The sequence below is a fragment of the Ewingella sp. AOP9-I1-14 genome (assembly GCF_052375995.1).
GTDB classification, from domain to species: domain Bacteria; phylum Pseudomonadota; class Gammaproteobacteria; order Enterobacterales; family Enterobacteriaceae; genus Ewingella; species Ewingella allii.
Genome location: NZ_JBQSVA010000003.1, coordinates 433769 through 450431, shown reverse-complemented (window position 1 = coordinate 450431; position 16663 = coordinate 433769). Strand labels below are relative to the sequence as shown.

The following is a 16663-nucleotide window of genomic DNA, read 5'->3' as shown; positions in this document are numbered from 1 at the left end:
ACGGCACGGATAGCCAGAATAAACGCACCTTACAGCGCTCCGCCTTTTGGCTTGCCGTAACCGTTTTGCTCTAACAGCGCCTGACCTTTGTCGCTTTGCAGGAAGCTGATAAAGGCTTTTGCCATCTCTGGGTGCGGCGCGTTTTTCAGCACGGCGGCGTAGAATACCAGCGGCTCGGTCTTAATGGTTTTGCTCTTGCCCTGCGGGTCAGTGATGTTGAAGCTCACCTTGCTGTACCACGGGGTTTCCATCTGCGGATTGCTCAGGTTGATCTCATCCGGCAGGCTGATGTAAGGCAGGCCCGCCGAGCGCGTGGCGCTTTCATAGCCCGAGGCAGCATCTACTTGCCCGGCTTCCAGACGGGTTAATAATCCACCTTCGCCGGAGATTTGTTGCTGATTTAGAGTGTCACCCAGCACGGTTTTGGTCAGCCCCGGCTGCTGGTAATAACGCTCTGCCAGCATCATGGTGAAGATAATGTTCTGGCCCTGTGGATCAGTGGTTGGGTCGGTACGGCCAAATTTCAGGCCCGGCGTTTGCAGCACTTTCCACCACGGCGCGGTGCCCGATTTCTGCTGTTTAATGGCGTTGAAAGCCTCGGCGTATTTGCCTTTCGGGTTATAGGCGATAACCATGCTGGTGCTCGCCACCGGCACGGCAGAGTCCACCAGACCGGCTTTTTTCAGCACTTCAATCGGGCCGGGGGTGATTGAGACAAACACGTCTGCCACCACTTTCTTCGACGCCAGCAGGTTCGCCATGCCATAAGCCCCTTGGCCCTGACCCTGATAATTGACGTGGTTCTGCTCGGCAAAAGTCGGCCCGAGGTGTTTGTCCATCACCACGCCCATCGAACCGGCGTAGGTCACGCGGAAGTCGTCAGCGGCATTGGCGGTTTGCACGGCGGTAAGGCTAAGAAGCAGGGCAGCGGCAGTCAGGATTTTCTTGCCAGAAAAAGTGGCGAGCGAAATGAACAGCGTCATGATAGTTATCCGTTATATAGTTAGAAGCATAACGATAATCCATCATTGCGACAGATTTATAAACCTGAATTCAACGGGACGATATGGACAAGGCTATCTTCTACTGGGCGCGAAGTTCATCTATAGAATTCATAAGGTGTTTAGCATTGGCGGTCGATTGCAATAAATAAGCCGTTTCCTCATGAGAATCAAAAAGTTCCAAGGGCATCAATACACAAGGTGCGCAGTTTTGGTGCGTTATGGTAAGAGGTGCCTGTTCCGTTGTGACTCGCGTCATCATGGCTGAAAGGTTTTTCTTCGCTTTGCTACAACTAATGCTTCTCATATAAATGTCCCTATTTGTTTAAGAAGTGCGCTCATTTTCTTCAATGAATAATGAGCGCATAAATTGTGTCACACCTTCTGGCATGCCGCCGCAGTAAAGATAACGTCGGTGGAGGAGTTCAGCGCGGTTTCTGCCGAGTCCTGAATGATGCCGATGATAAAGCCGACGGCGACCACCTGCATGGCGATGTCATTGGGAATGCCAAACAGGCTACAGGCCATGGGGATCAGCAGCAGCGAGCCGCCTGCCACGCCGGAGGCACCGCAGGCGCAGACCGCCGCCATCACGCTGAGCAGCAGCGCGGTGAGGATATCCACTTCAATACCCAGCGTGGTGACCGCCGCCAGCGTCAGCACAGTGATAGTGATTGCCGCACCGGCCATGTTGATGGTTGCGCCAAGAGGAATAGAGACGGAGTAGGTGTCTTCATCCAACCCCATTTTGCGGCACAGGTTCATGTTCACGGGAATGTTGGCGGCCGAGCTGCGGGTGAAGAAGGCGGTGACGCCGCTCTCGCGCAGGCAGGCGAAGACCAGCGGATAAGGATTACGACGGGTTTTTGCGAACACAATCAGCGGGTTGAAGACCAGAGCGACCAGCAGCATACAGCCCACCAACACTACTAGCAGGTGCGCATAGTCATACAGCGCGCCAAAGCCGCTGGTGGCGAGGGTTTCTGCCACCAAGCCAAAGATACCCAGCGGCGCAAAGCGAATCACCACGCGAACGATTTTCGTCACGGCTTCAGACACATCGCTAATCATCGTCTTACTGGTGTCAGCCGCGTGGCGCATAGCCAGCCCCAGACCAATGGCCCAAGCCAGAATGCCAATATAGTTGGCATCAATCAGTGCGCGGAACGGGTTCGACACGATGCTCATGATCAGTCCTTTCAGCACGTCGACAATACCGCCCGGCGGGGTGATGGCGACATCGGCGATTTTCAGATCCAGCGTCGAAGGGAACATAAAACTGACCACCACGGCGATCAGCGCCGCCGAGAAAGTCCCGAAAAGGTAGAGAAACAGGATAGGGCCAAGCACGGTTTTACGGCCCAGCGGGTGGTTCATGATCGAGGCAGTCACCAGTACCAATACCAGCAGCGGCGCGACGGCTTTTAATGCGCCGACGAACAAACTGCCGAGCAGCCCGACGGAGGTTGCAGCTGCCGGGGCAAGCCACGCCAGAGCAATACCAGCCAGCAGGCCGAAGAGGATTTGTTTAACCAAACTTGCGTGCAGGATACGTTGAAACAGCGATGGTGTTGATTGTTTTTGCATGTTGTTTTCCTTGTAGTGTTGCACCTTTCCCAATCCTGAGAGGTGGCCTAGCAGAATCTAGCTTAAAAAATAACGGGCACTTCGTGGTGCCCGTTTTGGCTTCTCATATTGCGAGCTATGCCCGCTTATTTTTCTAATTTTGCGCGGTCAGTTCGATGATTGACCCAAGTATTGATCAGCAGCGTCGTTACCAAAATGGTCGCGATCACGCCAAGCGATACGCCGACCGGAATATGGAACACATCGAGCAGCAGCATCTTGATACCGATGAAAATCAGAATCACCGCCAGACCGTATTTCAGCATCGAGAAACGTTCCGCCACGCCAGCCAGCAAGAAGTACATGGCGCGCAGGCCGAGGATGGCAAACAGGTTGGAGGTCAGCACAATGAACGGGTCAGTGGTCACGGCAAAGATAGCCGGAATACTGTCTACCGCGAAAATCACGTCGCTGAGTTCCACCATAATCAACACCAGCAGCAGCGGCGTGGCGAACAGCAGGCCGTTGCGACGCACGAAGAATTTCTCGCCGTGCAGCTCATCGGTCATGCGCATTTTACTGCGCAGCCAGCGGATCATCGGCTTCTCGCCAATCTCGCCATCATCCTCTTTTGCCAGCGCCATTTTGATGCCGGTAAACAGCAGGAATGCGCCGAAGACGTAGAGGATCCAACTGAATTGACCGACTAACCAGCTGCCCGCGAAAATCATCCCGGTACGCAGCACAATCGCGCCCAGCACGCCGTAGACCAGCACGCGGCGCTGGAGGTTTGCCGGAACAGAGAAGTAGCTGAACAGAATCAGCCAGACGAAGACGTTATCCACCGCCAGCGCTTTTTCCAGCAGATAGCCGGTGAGGAACATCAGCGCCTGTTTGTCCGCCACTTCGCGGCCAAACTCGCCGTTCAGGTACCACCAGAAGCCGTAGTTAAACAGCAGCGACAGGCCAATCCACACCAGCGACCACATCGCGGCACTTTTCATGGTCATCACCTGCGCGCCTTTGCGTCCCTGTAAGAACAGATCCACGGCGAGCATGATAACCACGACGACGGCAAAACTGCCCCAGAGCATCGGGTTGCCTACGGAATTCATCATTCTGTTATCCTCGAAAAAACATCAAAAAAAAACGGCCACGTCAGAAGACGTTAGCCGCTCTTATTGAGCTATAAGCAAACCTCGCCTGACGGCAAGGTCTCACTTACAACCCACTATGCTTTATCCTTCGAGCTGCAGGGGTACCTGCTACTCAAATGCTTCACATAGATGCTATTCACTCGATGAATATTTTGAATGAAATAAATAGCTGGATTGCCCGGAAACCGGGTGGCTGAGACGTGCGCTGTGACAGCGCGGGTCCAGACACCGTAATGACGATTATCCGACGAAGAAGTTACTCCCCTTTGCATGGCAGAAAGTAATCCAACCCGTGTCTAAAGTCAAACATTCTGACACATTATGAAATATTTAGCCTGCTAGCGCATTACGCTTGCCGAGCGCCGCAACAAACGACAGCAATAGCCCCTGAGCCAGCGGCGTGTCACTGAGTTGCTGCAATTTCTCAGCATAGTTGACGTTATCCTCAAACGCCTGCGCGTCCAGCCATTCCAGATAGGTTTTCATCACAGAACCCGAGAATTCAGGATGGAACTGCGTGCTGATGGCGTTCGGGCCGTAACGCAGGATCTGGTGTGGGTCGACGGAGGAGCGCGCCAGCACCGTGGCGCAGGCGGGTGGGGTGATCACGGCTTGCAGATGTATAAGGTTTGCCGCGAAGCGAGCGGGCAGGTGCGACAACAGCGGGTCGAGATGGCCGCTCGGCGTGAGTTCGATGTCCAAAGTACCGACTTCAATACCTTGCGCCAGATAATCCACTTCGCCGCCCAATGCATAGGCCATCAGCTGATGCCCGTAGCAAGCGCCAAACAGCGGCAGCTCTTGCAGCATCGCCAGACGCACCCAGTCGGCGGCGGCTTCGCTCCAGTCCAGATGCTCAGTCACCATGCTGCGCGAGCCGGTGATGATGGCGCCGCAGTAGTTTTCCGGCGGCAGGGGGCGTTCGCCCGCCTGCAGATCGACAATTTGCAGCTGCTGGGGATTGATGTCCCCCTGACGCAGGAACATCTGCGGGAAATTGCCGTGGACGTCCTGAATCGGCCCCGGTGCGTGGCCGGTTTGTAAAATCAGCAATGGCTTCAGATTGGCTGCGCTCATCTCAACTCCCACTCACATGTCGTCTATTTATCTGCCGGGAAAACCACGCCGGTCTGGCGGCGGATTTCGGTGAGCAGCTTGGCGGTAATACGCGAAACTTCCAGCCCCGGATGGCCTACGAACTGGTTATCGACCAGCAGCGCAAAAGTTTCAGCCTCATACAGCATGGTGTTGATGTGCTGTGGTTGGGTGAGATCTAACTTTTGGCTGCCGCGAGGCGTCAGGCTAAGTGTCTGGCATTCGGAGATTTTCTCCATCTGCAAGGTGCCTTCTTCTCCTTGGATCTCACTGGCAAGATGGGAGTCAGCGATTTTCGAATGGTTAATCACCACCTCGAAATCATCGGCATATTGCAGCACCACGGTGCCCTGACCATCGACGCCGCTTTCCAGCAGAGTGGCAGAGGCTTGAACTGAAAGGGGTTCGCCAAACAGGGAAACCGTGCTCGCCAGACAGTAATAGCCAATGTCCATAATCGACCCATTGGAGAAGGCCGGATTGAAGGTATTTGGGTTCTCACCCGCCAGATAACGCGGGTAGCGCGACGAATATTGGCAGTAGTTGAAAATGGCTTTGCGCAGCTTACCAATGCGATTTAGCGCGCCTTTCATATGCAGGAAATTCGGCAGATAGGCGGTTTTAAAGGCTTCGAACAGCACCACGTTGTTTTCGGTGGCGCAGGCAATCATCTCTTCGGCCTGTTGTAGATTCGACGACAGCGGCTTTTCGCAAATCACGTGCTTTTTATGGCGCAGGAACAGCAAAGATTGCTGGCAGTGCATCGAATTCGGGCTGGCGATATACACCGCGTCGATTTCGTCCGAGGCGGCGAGGGCGTCGAGCGAGTCGAAATAGTGCTCCACCGGATAATCGTGACCAAAGGCTTTAGCACCTTCGAGCGTGCGGGAATAGATCGCAGTGAGCTTCATTTTGCCACTCTCATGAGCGGCATCGATAAAGCGCTGGGTGATCCAGTTAGTTCCAATAACTGCAAAACGAATCATGGTTGCTCCAATCCCCTTCATCCTTCGAACCGCCTCGGCGTTATTTGCCTTGATGCAATCCGAATGATTTTGGGTAGGTATGGTGTATTTTGAGAAACACGCACCATCAGTATCACTGATAAAGTTTCCCGAATAACTCCAGATGCGTCAGGTACATGCGTGTGTCGAATTCTAGCTGATGGTAGTCGGGCGCCATATGACAGCAAAGGCTATAAAATGCCTTATTGTGCTCTTTCTCTTTAAGGTGCGCTAACTCGTGCACCACGATCATTCTCAAAAAGGCTTCCGGCGCGGTTTTGAATACCGTCGCCACGCGGATCTCAGCCTTGGCCTTCAACTTTCCGCCCTGAATCCGCGAAATGGCCGTGTGCAGGCCGAGCGCGTGCTTCATGACGTGAATTTTATTGTCATAGGCGACTTTGCTCAGCGGCGACGAGCTGCGCAAATATTGATTCTTGAGGTCCAGCGTAAACTGATACAGCGACTTGTCGGTGGTGAGTTCGTGCGGTTGCGGATAGCGCGACAGCAAAACTTGCCCCAGACGCTGCTGGTCAATCAATTGGCGTACCTGAGCCTGTAGCGACTCGGGATAACCTTGTAGATAGGTCAATTCAGGCATAACTGTTTGCTTTAGCTCTCATTGATCCAAAAAGAGTGCCGCAAAGGCGGCAGATAAAGCCTTTTTAACTGAAAAAACATTTTACTGATAGCCCAATTTAAGGGATAAACAGCGCAAATTGAATAATGAGGAGGGCCAATGAGCCAATTCGAACTCGAACAAGGTGATCAACTGCTGCAACTGGAACTGGAACGTTACCCGCAAGATGAGGCGGCGACGCAGTTGCAGGCATGGGAAGCTGCGGACGAATATCTGCTGCAAACCCTGACCACCGACGCGCTCAATGGCCGTCCTGTCCTGATCTTTAACGATGCTTTCGGCACGCTGGCTTGCGCGCTGCAACAGTTCGAACCGACCAGCATCAGCGACTCCTTCATGAGTCAGCTGGCAACGCGCCATAACCTGCGTTTGAACCATTTCGACGAAAGCCGCGTCGCCCAGCAAAGCAGTCTGGTCCCACTGCCTATTAATCCGGGCCTGGTGGTTATCAAGATACCAAAAACTTTGGCTCTGCTGGAGCAACAGCTGATTGCCCTGCGCGAAGTGGTGACGCCGGACACGCAGATTATCGCCGGTGCCAAGGCGCGTGACATCCACACCTCCACGCTACAGCTGTTCGAGAAGATTCTTGGTCAGACTAAAACCACGCTGGCGTGGAAGAAGGCTCGCCTGATTCACTGCCAGCCGACTTTGCCTGCGCAAGCCGCCGAGCCTGTTACCACCGAATGGGCGCTGGATGACAGCGAATTTCGCATCACCAACCATGCCAACGTGTTCTCGCGCACCGGGCTGGATATTGGCGCGCGCTTCTTCATGCAACATTTGCCGGAAGGCATTGAAGGGCGGATTGCTGATTTAGGCTGTGGCAATGGCGTGATCGGCATGACCGCGCTGGCGCTGAATCCAGATGCAGAGATGCTGTTTGTCGATGAGTCATACATGGCGGTGGAGTCGAGCAAGCTGAATGTCGAAAATAACCTGCCGGAAGATATCAGCCGCTGTCAGTTTGAAGTGAATAACATGCTGGCCGGCGTTGAGCGCGAAAGCCTGCACGCCGTGCTGTGCAACCCGCCATTCCACCAGGGTACGGTGATCAGCGATGACACCGCGTGGCGCATGTTCTGCGACGCCAAGCGCTGCCTGCAAACCGGCGGCGAGCTGCGCATCGTCGGTAACCGTCATCTGGACTACTACCAGAAGCTGCGCCGCCTGTTCGGCAACTGCACCACCATCGCCACCAATCAGAAATTCGTTATTCTGCGCGCGGTGAAGTCGGCGGCTAGAGGGTAGGTTTTTAATTTTTAGAATGCCTTCTTGGTGAATTTCAGGATGAAAGCACTGAGAAGGTGTTTCAGGAGAACGTTGTGGGAATTGATGTTTCTGCAAACAAGGATGTCACCTTTAATGCCACTCATGAGCACCGTGTCATCACGGCCATCCATTTAAATCCCAAAAAATCCAAAGTGGGGAAGAACCCGCGACTGGATATCTTCAGTATCTATACCCGTACTAAGCAAGGCGATGACCGCCGCGATGGTAACCCTTTGATTTACGGTTTGAAGAATATGCATGGTTTTACATTGAGCTATGCCAGCCTGCTTGAATTCAAACCAACGTTTTCAGCAATTGTTGATAAAACCCTCAACGGTTGGTCCTATCCCTATGTTCTCTCGATGCCGTCCTCTTCAAGGGTGGCTGAGCAGTTTGCGCGGCGTATAGCGCGAAAACTTGGCGCAGTTCTAATCAATAGTGCTTTCTCCAAAAGAACCGCCTCTGAGATCTTGGCGGACTACCATTCTCGCCATGTTGTTCCTAAAAGCAGACATAAGTCTGATGTGAATCGAGTATTAGCTGAACTGGCGAAAGTACCACCCAATACTCTGTTTTCAATGAAGAAAGTCGAAAACAATATCCGCGAATATTTCCGTCCGCTTAAGCTAAATCCGCATTTCGATTTTGCGCCCTTAGTGGGAGGAACGGTCATTTTAAGCGATGATTTACTTTCGACAGGAACAACGCTTTTGAATGCGCGAGATGCACTGCTTGAGGTCAAGGTGGCTTGTAACCAAGGGGTCTGTTTGTTGAGTGATTTATGAACGATGGTTTGCAATTAAGCCATGGCTGCCGTAGACTTCTTTCAGAGCCAACATACGCCCTTGGCTCTTTAAATATGAAGCAACTCGCGAGGGTTGTGGGTTCGCGCAGGCACTTTAGTGTTGGTCCAGTCGGTAAGCGACAAAATTAACACTTGATGAATGGCAGCGACATTCTCCAACTGGCAATGTTGTAAAAATGCATACTGGTGTCTGAAAACAGACTTTCAGTAGATTAAAAAGCCGCCGCAAGCGGCTTTTTTTTCGCACTTAAATCGCCATCGCCAATCTAGTTCCTTGATCAATCGCCCGGCGGGCGTCTAGCTCCATGGCCATCTCTGCGCCACCTATCAGATGCACGATTTTCCCGGCTGCCAGAAGGGGAACCTGCAAGTCACGCTGCGGCTCCTGACCCGCGCAAATAATGATGTTATCCACCGCCAGACACTCCTCCGCGCCGTCGCGCACGATGTGCAGACCTTGGTCATCAATGCGTTGATAGGTCACGCCGCTCCACATCTTCACGCCGCGTTGCAGCAGGCTGGCGCGGTGGATCCAGCCGGTGGTTTTGCCCAAGTTCGCTCCCACTTTGCTGGTTTTGCGTTGCAGCAGCACGATTTGCCGCGCCGCCGGTTCGGCTTGCGGGCCGTCGGCGCTCAATCCGCCGCGTTGGGTGAGGCTTTGATCGATGCCCCATTCGTGGCTGAAAGCGCGGCTGTCGAGACTGGCCGAAGGGCCGTTTTGCACCAGATATTCGGCGGTATCAAAACCAATGCCGCCGGAGCCGATGATGGCGACGCGTCGGCCAACCGGCTTTTTATCTCTGAGCACGTCGAGATAGGTCAGCACGCTCGGGTGGTCTATCCCCGGGATTTCGGGCAGACGGGGAAGTATGCCGCACGCCAAAACGATTTCATCGAAGCCATTGAGCTGGCTGGCATCCACTTTTTCGCCCAGACGCAGCGTCACCTGCAAAATAGCTAACTGGCGCGAGTAGTAGCGCAGCGTCTGGTAAAACTCCTCCTTGCCGGGAATTTGCTTGGCGATATTAAACTGCCCACCAATCTCACTGTTGGCGTCGAACAGGGTGACCTGATGCCCGCGACTGGCGGCCGTGATAGCGAAGGAAAGCCCCGCCGGGCCAGCGCCAACCACCGCCAGACGTTTGGCGTGCTGGGCCGGGATCAGCGGCATTTCGGTTTCGCGGCAGGCGCGCGGATTCACCAGACAGGAGGTGAGTTCGCCGACAAAAATCTGGTCCAGGCAGGCCTGATTGCAGCCAATACAGGTGTTTATCTCATCTGCGCGGCCCTGCGCGGCTTTCTGCACAAAGGCCGGGTCGGCGAGGAAGGGGCGCGCCATGGAGACCATATCCGCGCAGCCGTTAGCCAATAGCTCTTCGGCCACCTGCGGATCGTTAATGCGGTTGGTGGTGATCAGCGGAATGTTCACCTTGCCCATTAACTTGCGCGTCACCCAGCTAAACCCTGCGCGCGGCACCATGGTGGCGATGGTCGGCACCCGCGCCTCGTGCCAGCCAATGCCGGTGTTGATGATGCTGGCACCGGCCTGCTCAATGCCTTTGGCGAGGGCTTCTATCTCCTCCCAGTTCGAGCCTTCTTCCACTAAATCCAGCATCGACAGGCGATAGATAATAATGAAGTGTGGCCCGCAGGTCTGGCGCACGGCACGCACTATCTCCAGGGCGAAACGCATGCGGTTTTGCGCGTTGCCGCCCCACTGGTCGCTGCGCTGATTGGTGCGCGCAGCCAAAAACTGGTTAATCAAATAACCCTCTGAACCCATGATTTCCACGCCGTCATAGTCGGCCTGCTGCGCCAGCGCAGCGCACTTGGCGAAGTCGGCAATCGTCTCTTCAATCTGTTCGTGAGTCAGCGCCAGCGGGGAGAAACGGTTGATTGGCGCCTGCAACGCCGATGGTGCCACGGGGTTGGGCTGATAGCTGTAACGCCCGGCGTGGAGGATCTGCAAGGCGATTTTCCCGCCAGCCTGATGAACTGCCTCCGTCACAACTTGGTGATGGGCGATTTGCTGCTGCTGGTTGAGCACCGAGCCGCCGCGATAGACCACGCCTTGCGCGTTGGGGGCGATGCCGCCGGTGACAATCAGGCCCACGCCCGCGGCGGCACGCTCGGCATAGAAAGCTGCCATGCGCTGCGGCCCCTCTTCCAACTCTTCCAGCCCGGTATGCATTGACCCCATCAGCACGCGGTTTTTCAGCTGGGTAAAGCCTAAATCCAGCGGGGCTAACAGGTGAGGATAAAACGGCGCGTTGTGTTCGGTCATAAGTCAGACCCTTAAGTGGTCGGATGAGATAAGAGTCAATTTAGCCGCAGAACGCCAGATTGGAAAGGAGAGTGGTGCCGAATGTGATGCACTTCATAAAGATCATCCGATGTCGGAAAAACAACAAATAATGTCCATCGACGCTTATGCATTGAGATTAATTTATTAGCAGGCTTTGTCTTATGAAGAGTATTAAAAAGCATTTATTCCCTGTGCCAATAATTTCCCAACGAAATAAAAATAAGACCGTGGTTACCCCTATTTAATTTCTACCGGTTTATATAAAAGACATTATTTAAGAGTAATAAGATTATTTTTATAGTCGCGCTTCGAATCGATTCAGTTCAGGTGGTGGCTGGTCTAGGCTGGTGCTGCTTCACCCAACCTACCATTCCAACCTGGATATAAACTATGAATCTTATTGACCATACGGCATGCCGTCCATTCACCGAAGCTGGGCATTTATCACAAATAGCGGCCTATTATGAAGAGGGTCGAAATGTGATGTGGATGATGCTAAAAGCCTTCCCGCGCCCATGTTTTAATCAGCCTTTAATTGAAGACATTATGAAACTGACCTATGCGGCGAAAGCCTCGGGTCTGCGTTTTGATTTTTGGGTAACCGGATCGCTGGTGCCTAATATGTATAATGTAGGAGGAGATTTAAGCTTTTTTGTTGAGTCCATTCTCAATAATAAGCGTGAGGCACTGCGCGCCTATGCGCGAGCCTGCATTGACTGTGTACACGCCGCTGCGCGCGGCTTTGACGTAGGCGCCATCAGCCTGTCGATGATTGAGGGATCGGCGCTGGGTGGCGGTTTTGAGGCCGCGCTGGCGCACCACTATGTCTTAGCGCAAAACACCGCCCGGATGGGATTCCCAGAAATTGCCTTTAATCTGTTCCCCGGCATGGGCGGTTATTCGCTGGTTTCACGCAAAGCGGGAATGCGTCTGGCGGAGGAGCTGATCTCAACCGGCGAGTCGCACTCTGCGGAATGGTTTGAAAGCCGGGGGCTGGTGGATGTGGTGTTCCAGCCCGGCGAAGGCTTTCTCGCAACCCGTACTTTTATCGATACGATGCGACCAAAGTTAAACGGCATTCGGGCCATGCTGCGGGCGCGCCAGAGAGTGCTAAAGCTTTCGCGCTCCGAGTTGATGGATATCACGGAAGATTGGGTAGATTCAGCGTTTACGCTGGAGGAGAAAGATGTGGCGTACATGGAGCGTCTGGTGATGTTGCAAAACCGCCATACGGCTTCTCTGCGTAAATCCGGCTAGTCTGCTCATGATTGTCGTTAGCGCCGCCAGACGCTGTGACTGACGACTAGCGCGTAACGTTGTTCAAACTACCGGGTGAAGCAATTGCTTTCTGCACAAGCCAGTGCTCGAGCTCATCGGCGGGCATTGGTTTGGCAAACAGATAGCCCTGTTTGCTATCTACGCCAATTTCATCAATCAGCCGCTCTTCTTCATGGGTTTCAACCCCTTCGGCAACAACGGTCAATTGCAGGGTTCTTGCTACGGCAACGATAGCCCGGACCAGCGCCTGCGACACTGAATTATGATTAATACCGCGTACAAAGCTTTGATCCAGCTTGATGCAATCCAGCGGGATCCGCGCCAGCTGCGACAGGGAAGAGTAGCCGGTGCCGAAATCGTCCAGATGCACTTCCGCGCCCAACTTATGCAGTTGATTGATCATGGTGACGGCCGATTTTTCATCTTCCACCAGGCAGCTTTCGGTCAGCTCAAAATCCAGCATGCATTGAGTCATTCCGGCGTTTTGCATCGCCTCGGTAAAATCCGACACCAGCGAACTGCTGTTTAATTGGCGGCCTGACAGATTCACCGCCACGCGCAAATTCAGCCCTTTCTTCTGCCACTCGGTTGCCTGTTGGGTCGCGGTTTCGATAACCCATTTGCCTAGCGGCGCAATCAGGCCGGACTCTTCGGCGTAGGAGATAAAGCTCTGTGGCTGAATCACGCCGCGCTCGGGCGAGTGCCAGCGCAGCAGGGCTTCGACACTCTTTACTTCGCCATTGTTGGAGATTTTCGGCTGATAATAGAGCTTCAGCTGTTGCTCCTCGAGGGCTTTTCTCAGGTTGGTGTCGAGCCACATGTATTCGGAAACTTTTTTGTTCATCTCCGGTGAGAACACGCAGTGCGCGTTTTTGCCCGCCTCTTTCGCCACGTACATGGCCGTATCAGCGTTGCGGATCAGGCTTTCTGCATCTGTTCCGTGCTGCGGGCAGACCGCGATGCCGCTTGAGCAGCCGGTATAAACTTCGATTAACCCGATGCGGAAAGGGGCTTTGAGGCGGCCGAGGATCTGTTGGCTGATGGCTTCCAGCTTTTCGACCGACGCTTGGGTACTAAGAATAATGAATTCGTCACCGCCCAGTCGCGCCAGGGTTTCGGTGTCTTCTAAACAGCCCTGAATGGCGTGAGCCACCTCTTTGAGCAGGCGATCGCCAAACATGTGTCCGTAGGCGTCATTCACTTTTTTGAAGTTATCTAAGTCGAGATAAATCAGTCCGATAGAGGTGTTACCGCGCAGTTCCAGCGCGCTTTTCAGCTGGTCTTGCAGGGCGTTGCGGTTGGCAAGGCCAGTGATGAGATCGGTATTGGCTAAGACCCGCAGCCGTTCCTGCGCCATGCGCTCATCGGTGATGTCAGAGCCGGAGCAGATGAGGAATTTCTGCTGTTTTCCGCTGCCGCTGTGGACAAATTTATTGCGGAATAAGAACAGCCGCTGGCCTTTTACCGTGTTAATCCAGCGTTCTACTTCGTATGACTGCTCTTTTTGAAAGAAGCCGGTGATGTTCTGGCGAGAGGCGATGCCTTCTTCCATCGACATAAACATGTCGTAGGCGCTGCGGCCAATCACGTCCTGCTCGCGTAGGCCGGTGTACTCTTCGCTCAGACGGTTGAAGCGATGCACTTTGCCGTCTTGATCGATAATCACGATCACCGAGTTGGCTTCGGACACTACCTGTTCGGCGAAGGTCAGCCCCACTTCAAGGTCGTGCGCCACGGACGCGGTATCTTCGAAATCAGAGGCGGTGCCCGCCCAAACGTTGCTGTCTACCTTACGGCCAACCAAATAGAGACAAATCGGCACGCCGAACAGCGCGACGTCAATGGTGAAGCAAGAGGTGATGCCCGTCAGTTCGCGAATGCGCGCGGCTTGCAGGCTGGTGAGGGAAACGGCGACGTTGGTCACGCCCTGTTCCGCTGAGAGTTCTAATGCGTTGCTATCTGAACTTAACCGCCAGTAGGGGCGCGGTGTACCAAAATGCAGGTATAAAATGGAGTCATCTTGAGCGTCTTTCATGAAAGTTTCTCCGTGTCACCAGCAACCTGATCTGACAATGTTAAGCAACGTGCAATTAAAAGCGCGGGCCCTGAGAACAGAGGCCCGCTCTTGATTTTAGATGATTTTTATTACCAGCGATGGCGCTCCACGCGGCGCGCCATCACCTTCTCTGCGGCAGTTATTTCAGCAGGAAGCTACTTTGCTTCACATCCTGCGAATCCAATCCAATGAATACATTGAATTTGCCCGGTTCAGAGGCCCATTTGAGCTTGTCATTGAAGAAACGTAAATCTTTTTCATTGATCGCAAATGTAACGACTTTTTCTTCACCCGGCGCCAGATTTATTTTCTCGAAGTTTTTGAGCTCTTTAACCGGGCGGCTGATAGAGGCCGTCAGGTCACGCAGATAGAGCTGTACCACGGTCGCGCCGCTGCGTTTGCCGGTGTTTTTCACCGTCACGCTGGCAGTCAGTGGCTGCGTGGCACTCATGGTGGTCGAAGACAATGAAATATCAGAGACGCTGAACTGGGTGTAGCTCAAACCATAACCAAACGGGAAGAGCGGGCCATTGGTGATGTCGAAGTAGCGCGAGGTGTATTTATCTTCTCTCTGCGGATTCCGTGGTCGGCCAGTATTCAACTCGCTGTTGTATAACGGGATTTGACCAACAGAGCGCGGGAAGGTCATTGGCAGTTTGCCCGACGGGTTGTAGTCGCCGAACAGCACGTCTGCAATGGCGTGTCCGCCTTCTGTGCCGCTGAACCAGGTTTCTAGCATGGCATCGGCAATGTCATTTTCCCACGTCAGGGTCAGTGGACGGCCATTCATCAGCACGATCACCAGCGGCTTGCCGGTGGCTTTCAGCGCTTTAAGCAGGTCGCGCTGGCTTTGCGGAACGTTCAACTCAGTGCGGCTGGACGCTTCGTGCGCCATGCCCTGAGCTTCCCCCACTACCGCAACCACGACGTCGGCTTTCTCGGCGGTTTTCACGGCTTCATCAATCATTTCCTGCGCTGGGCGCGGGTCGTTAACCACCTGTTTCTCATAGGAGTTTAGGAAGTTGACGATGTTTTGATCGTTGGTGATGTTGGCGCCACGGGCATACAGCAGGGTGGCTTTGTCGCCAATCGCGTCTTTCATACCTTGCAGCACGGTGACGGTCTGGTTGGCTTTACCGGCAGCGGACCAGCTTCCCATGACATCACGCTGGCTGTCGGCCAGTGTACCAATCAGGGCGATGGTGCCTTTCTTCTGCAACGGTAGGGTTTCGTTCTGGTTTTTTAGCAATACCAGTGAGGTACGCGCCACTTCACGCGCCTCTTTGCGATGCAAACGGCTTTCTGCGTTGGTATCAACCGGGTCACTCGATGCCGGGCCAAGGTGGCGGTACGGATCAATGAACAGGCCCATATCCCACTTAGCATTCAGTACGTTACGCACCGCGCGGTCAATCTCTTTGACGCTAACAATCTTGTCGGCAACCAAACCTTTCAGGTACTTGCCGTACATGTCGTCGGCCATGTCCATATCGACACCGGACTTCAGTGCCATGGCGGCGGCCTGACGGTCATCTTCGGCCACGCCGTGCTTGACCAAGCCGCCGATAGCGCCGTGATCGCTAACGGTTAAACCTTTGAATTTCCACTGGTCGCGCAGAACTTGCTGCAACAGCCACGGGTTGGAGGTCGCCGGAATGCCATTCACCGAGTTCAGCGCCACCATCACGCCGCCCGCGCCTGCATCAAGCGCGGCTTTATACGGCGGCATGTAGTCGTTGAACATGCGCGTCAGGCTCATGTCCACGGTGTTGTACTCGCGGCCGCCTTCTACTGCGCCGTACAGCGCGAAATGCTTCACGTTGGCCATTACGCTGTCAGGGGCGGACGGATCGTTATTCTGATAGGCGCTGACCATTTCGTGGGCCAGGCGCGATGTTAAGTAGGTGTCTTCGCCAAAGCCTTCAGAGACGCGGCCCCAGCGCGGATCGCGGGTGATATCGACCATCGGTGAGAAGGTCATGTTCAGGCCATCGGCCGCGGTTTCAATGGCAGAGATACGCGCGCTGGTGGCGACGGCTTGCATGTCCCAGCTGGCGGCAAGACCAAGGCTGATAGGGAAGATGGTGCGCTGGCCGTGGACCACGTCATAGGCGTAGAACAGCGGGATTTTCAGGCGGCTGTGCTGTACCTGATCCTGAATGCGGCGAATGTCAGGTTTGGTCACGGTATTGAACATACCGCCAACTTTATCGGCGCGAACGTCAGCCATAATGGCTTCTTTCGGGTAGTCGGGACCAACGCTGACTAAGTTAAGCTGGCCGATTTTTTCGTCCAGCGTCATTTGGGTCATCAGATGAGAGACGAAGGCATCCCGCTCTTTTGTCTGATTTTGGGGAATGCTCGACGCTTGCTCAGCAAACGACGAGGTAGAACCTGCTATTAACACCAACGCGCCAATCAGGTGATGCGTATTCATCGAATATCCTTCAGACAAAAAACATGCGGCTTAGGTTAATGACAGCC

Annotated in this window: 13 protein-coding genes; 3 read left to right on the top strand and 10 right to left on the bottom strand. The window is 54.0% G+C overall.

The annotated features are described in order from the left end of the window. Positions 1-29: 29 nt before the first annotated feature. The 7 genes from ACT3RT_RS11935 to ACT3RT_RS11905 form a co-directional block, all read right to left on the bottom strand. On the bottom strand, positions 30-983 hold the full coding sequence (locus ACT3RT_RS11935) for an extracellular solute-binding protein (RefSeq protein ID WP_496203020.1): 954 nt from the start codon (positions 981-983) through the stop codon (positions 30-32). Positions 984-1083: 100 nt separating this feature from the next. Continuing rightward, a complete protein-coding gene (locus tag ACT3RT_RS11930; protein WP_496203019.1) occupies positions 1084-1308 on the bottom strand; it encodes a type II toxin-antitoxin system prevent-host-death family antitoxin in 225 nt (74 codons plus the stop codon). 68 nt (positions 1309-1376) lie between these two features. After that, complete coding sequence (sstT, locus tag ACT3RT_RS11925) at positions 1377-2588, bottom strand: serine/threonine transporter SstT (RefSeq protein ID WP_496203018.1); 1212 nt, start codon at positions 2586-2588, stop codon at positions 1377-1379. Positions 2589-2713: 125 nt separating this feature from the next. Continuing rightward, on the bottom strand, positions 2714-3685 hold the full coding sequence (locus tag ACT3RT_RS11920; RefSeq protein ID WP_034795384.1) for a TerC family protein: 972 nt from the start codon (positions 3683-3685) through the stop codon (positions 2714-2716). Between the two features lie 369 nt (positions 3686-4054). Next, complete coding sequence (locus ACT3RT_RS11915) at positions 4055-4801, bottom strand: glutamine amidotransferase (RefSeq protein ID WP_353500715.1); 747 nt, start codon at positions 4799-4801, stop codon at positions 4055-4057. 23 nt (positions 4802-4824) lie between these two features. Further along, on the bottom strand, positions 4825-5805 hold the full coding sequence (locus tag ACT3RT_RS11910) for a Gfo/Idh/MocA family protein (RefSeq protein ID WP_485902064.1): 981 nt from the start codon (positions 5803-5805) through the stop codon (positions 4825-4827). 112 nt (positions 5806-5917) lie between these two features. Then, on the bottom strand, positions 5918-6424 hold the full coding sequence (locus ACT3RT_RS11905) for a M48 metallopeptidase family protein (protein ID WP_496203017.1): 507 nt from the start codon (positions 6422-6424) through the stop codon (positions 5918-5920). A 138-nt stretch (positions 6425-6562) separates the two neighbouring features. On the opposite strand from ACT3RT_RS11905, the gene rlmG reads away from it, so the two are divergent. Together rlmG and ACT3RT_RS11895 are read left to right on the top strand one after the other, a co-directional pair. Continuing rightward, positions 6563-7714, top strand: a complete 1152-nt coding sequence (rlmG, locus tag ACT3RT_RS11900; RefSeq protein ID WP_496200806.1) for a 23S rRNA (guanine(1835)-N(2))-methyltransferase RlmG — start codon at positions 6563-6565, stop codon at positions 7712-7714. Positions 7715-7788: 74 nt separating this feature from the next. After that, positions 7789-8520 carry a phosphoribosyltransferase gene (locus ACT3RT_RS11895; RefSeq protein WP_485902068.1) on the top strand — a complete coding sequence of 244 codons (732 nt, stop codon included), beginning with the start codon at positions 7789-7791 and terminating at the stop codon, positions 8518-8520. A 267-nt stretch (positions 8521-8787) separates the two neighbouring features. On the opposite strand, the gene ACT3RT_RS11890 is transcribed toward ACT3RT_RS11895, so the two are convergent. Next, positions 8788-10824, bottom strand: a complete 2037-nt coding sequence (locus tag ACT3RT_RS11890) for an oxidoreductase (RefSeq protein ID WP_496203016.1) — start codon at positions 10822-10824, stop codon at positions 8788-8790. A gap of 411 nt (positions 10825-11235) precedes the next feature. Between ACT3RT_RS11890 and ACT3RT_RS11885 the strand changes: the two genes are divergently transcribed. Next, positions 11236-12102, top strand: a complete 867-nt coding sequence (locus ACT3RT_RS11885) for a crotonase/enoyl-CoA hydratase family protein (RefSeq protein WP_485902072.1) — start codon at positions 11236-11238, stop codon at positions 12100-12102. Positions 12103-12148: 46 nt separating this feature from the next. Here ACT3RT_RS11885 and pdeR read toward each other — a convergent pair whose 3' ends face one another. Both pdeR and bglX read right to left on the bottom strand, forming a co-directional pair. After that, on the bottom strand, positions 12149-14158 hold the full coding sequence (gene pdeR, locus ACT3RT_RS11880; RefSeq protein ID WP_496203015.1) for a cyclic di-GMP phosphodiesterase: 2010 nt from the start codon (positions 14156-14158) through the stop codon (positions 12149-12151). A 160-nt stretch (positions 14159-14318) separates the two neighbouring features. Continuing rightward, positions 14319-16616 carry a beta-glucosidase BglX gene (gene bglX / locus ACT3RT_RS11875; protein ID WP_496203014.1) on the bottom strand — a complete coding sequence of 766 codons (2298 nt, stop codon included), beginning with the start codon at positions 16614-16616 and terminating at the stop codon, positions 14319-14321. Positions 16617-16663 lie beyond the last annotated feature (47 nt).

Bases quoted from the DNA above. Each gene is read 5' to 3' on its own strand.
- ACT3RT_RS11920 (WP_034795384.1), bottom strand. From the start codon at position 3,685: ATGATGAATTCCGTAGGCAACCCGATGCTCTGGGGCAGTTTTGCCGTC.
- ACT3RT_RS11890 (WP_496203016.1), bottom strand. From the start codon at position 10,824: ATGACCGAACACAACGCGCCGTTTTATCCTCACCTGTTAGCCCCGCTG.
- rlmG (WP_496200806.1), top strand. From the start codon at position 6,563: ATGAGCCAATTCGAACTCGAACAAGGTGATCAACTGCTGCAACTGGAA.
- ACT3RT_RS11910 (WP_485902064.1), bottom strand. From the start codon at position 5,805: ATGATTCGTTTTGCAGTTATTGGAACTAACTGGATCACCCAGCGCTTT.
- ACT3RT_RS11935 (WP_496203020.1), bottom strand. From the start codon at position 983: ATGACGCTGTTCATTTCGCTCGCCACTTTTTCTGGCAAGAAAATCCTG.
- sstT (WP_496203018.1), bottom strand. From the start codon at position 2,588: ATGCAAAAACAATCAACACCATCGCTGTTTCAACGTATCCTGCACGCA.
- ACT3RT_RS11930 (WP_496203019.1), bottom strand. From the start codon at position 1,308: ATGAGAAGCATTAGTTGTAGCAAAGCGAAGAAAAACCTTTCAGCCATG.
- ACT3RT_RS11885 (WP_485902072.1), top strand. From the start codon at position 11,236: ATGAATCTTATTGACCATACGGCATGCCGTCCATTCACCGAAGCTGGG.
- pdeR (WP_496203015.1), bottom strand. From the start codon at position 14,158: ATGAAAGACGCTCAAGATGACTCCATTTTATACCTGCATTTTGGTACA.
- bglX (WP_496203014.1), bottom strand. From the start codon at position 16,616: ATGAATACGCATCACCTGATTGGCGCGTTGGTGTTAATAGCAGGTTCT.
- ACT3RT_RS11905 (WP_496203017.1), bottom strand. From the start codon at position 6,424: ATGCCTGAATTGACCTATCTACAAGGTTATCCCGAGTCGCTACAGGCT.
- ACT3RT_RS11915 (WP_353500715.1), bottom strand. From the start codon at position 4,801: ATGAGCGCAGCCAATCTGAAGCCATTGCTGATTTTACAAACCGGCCAC.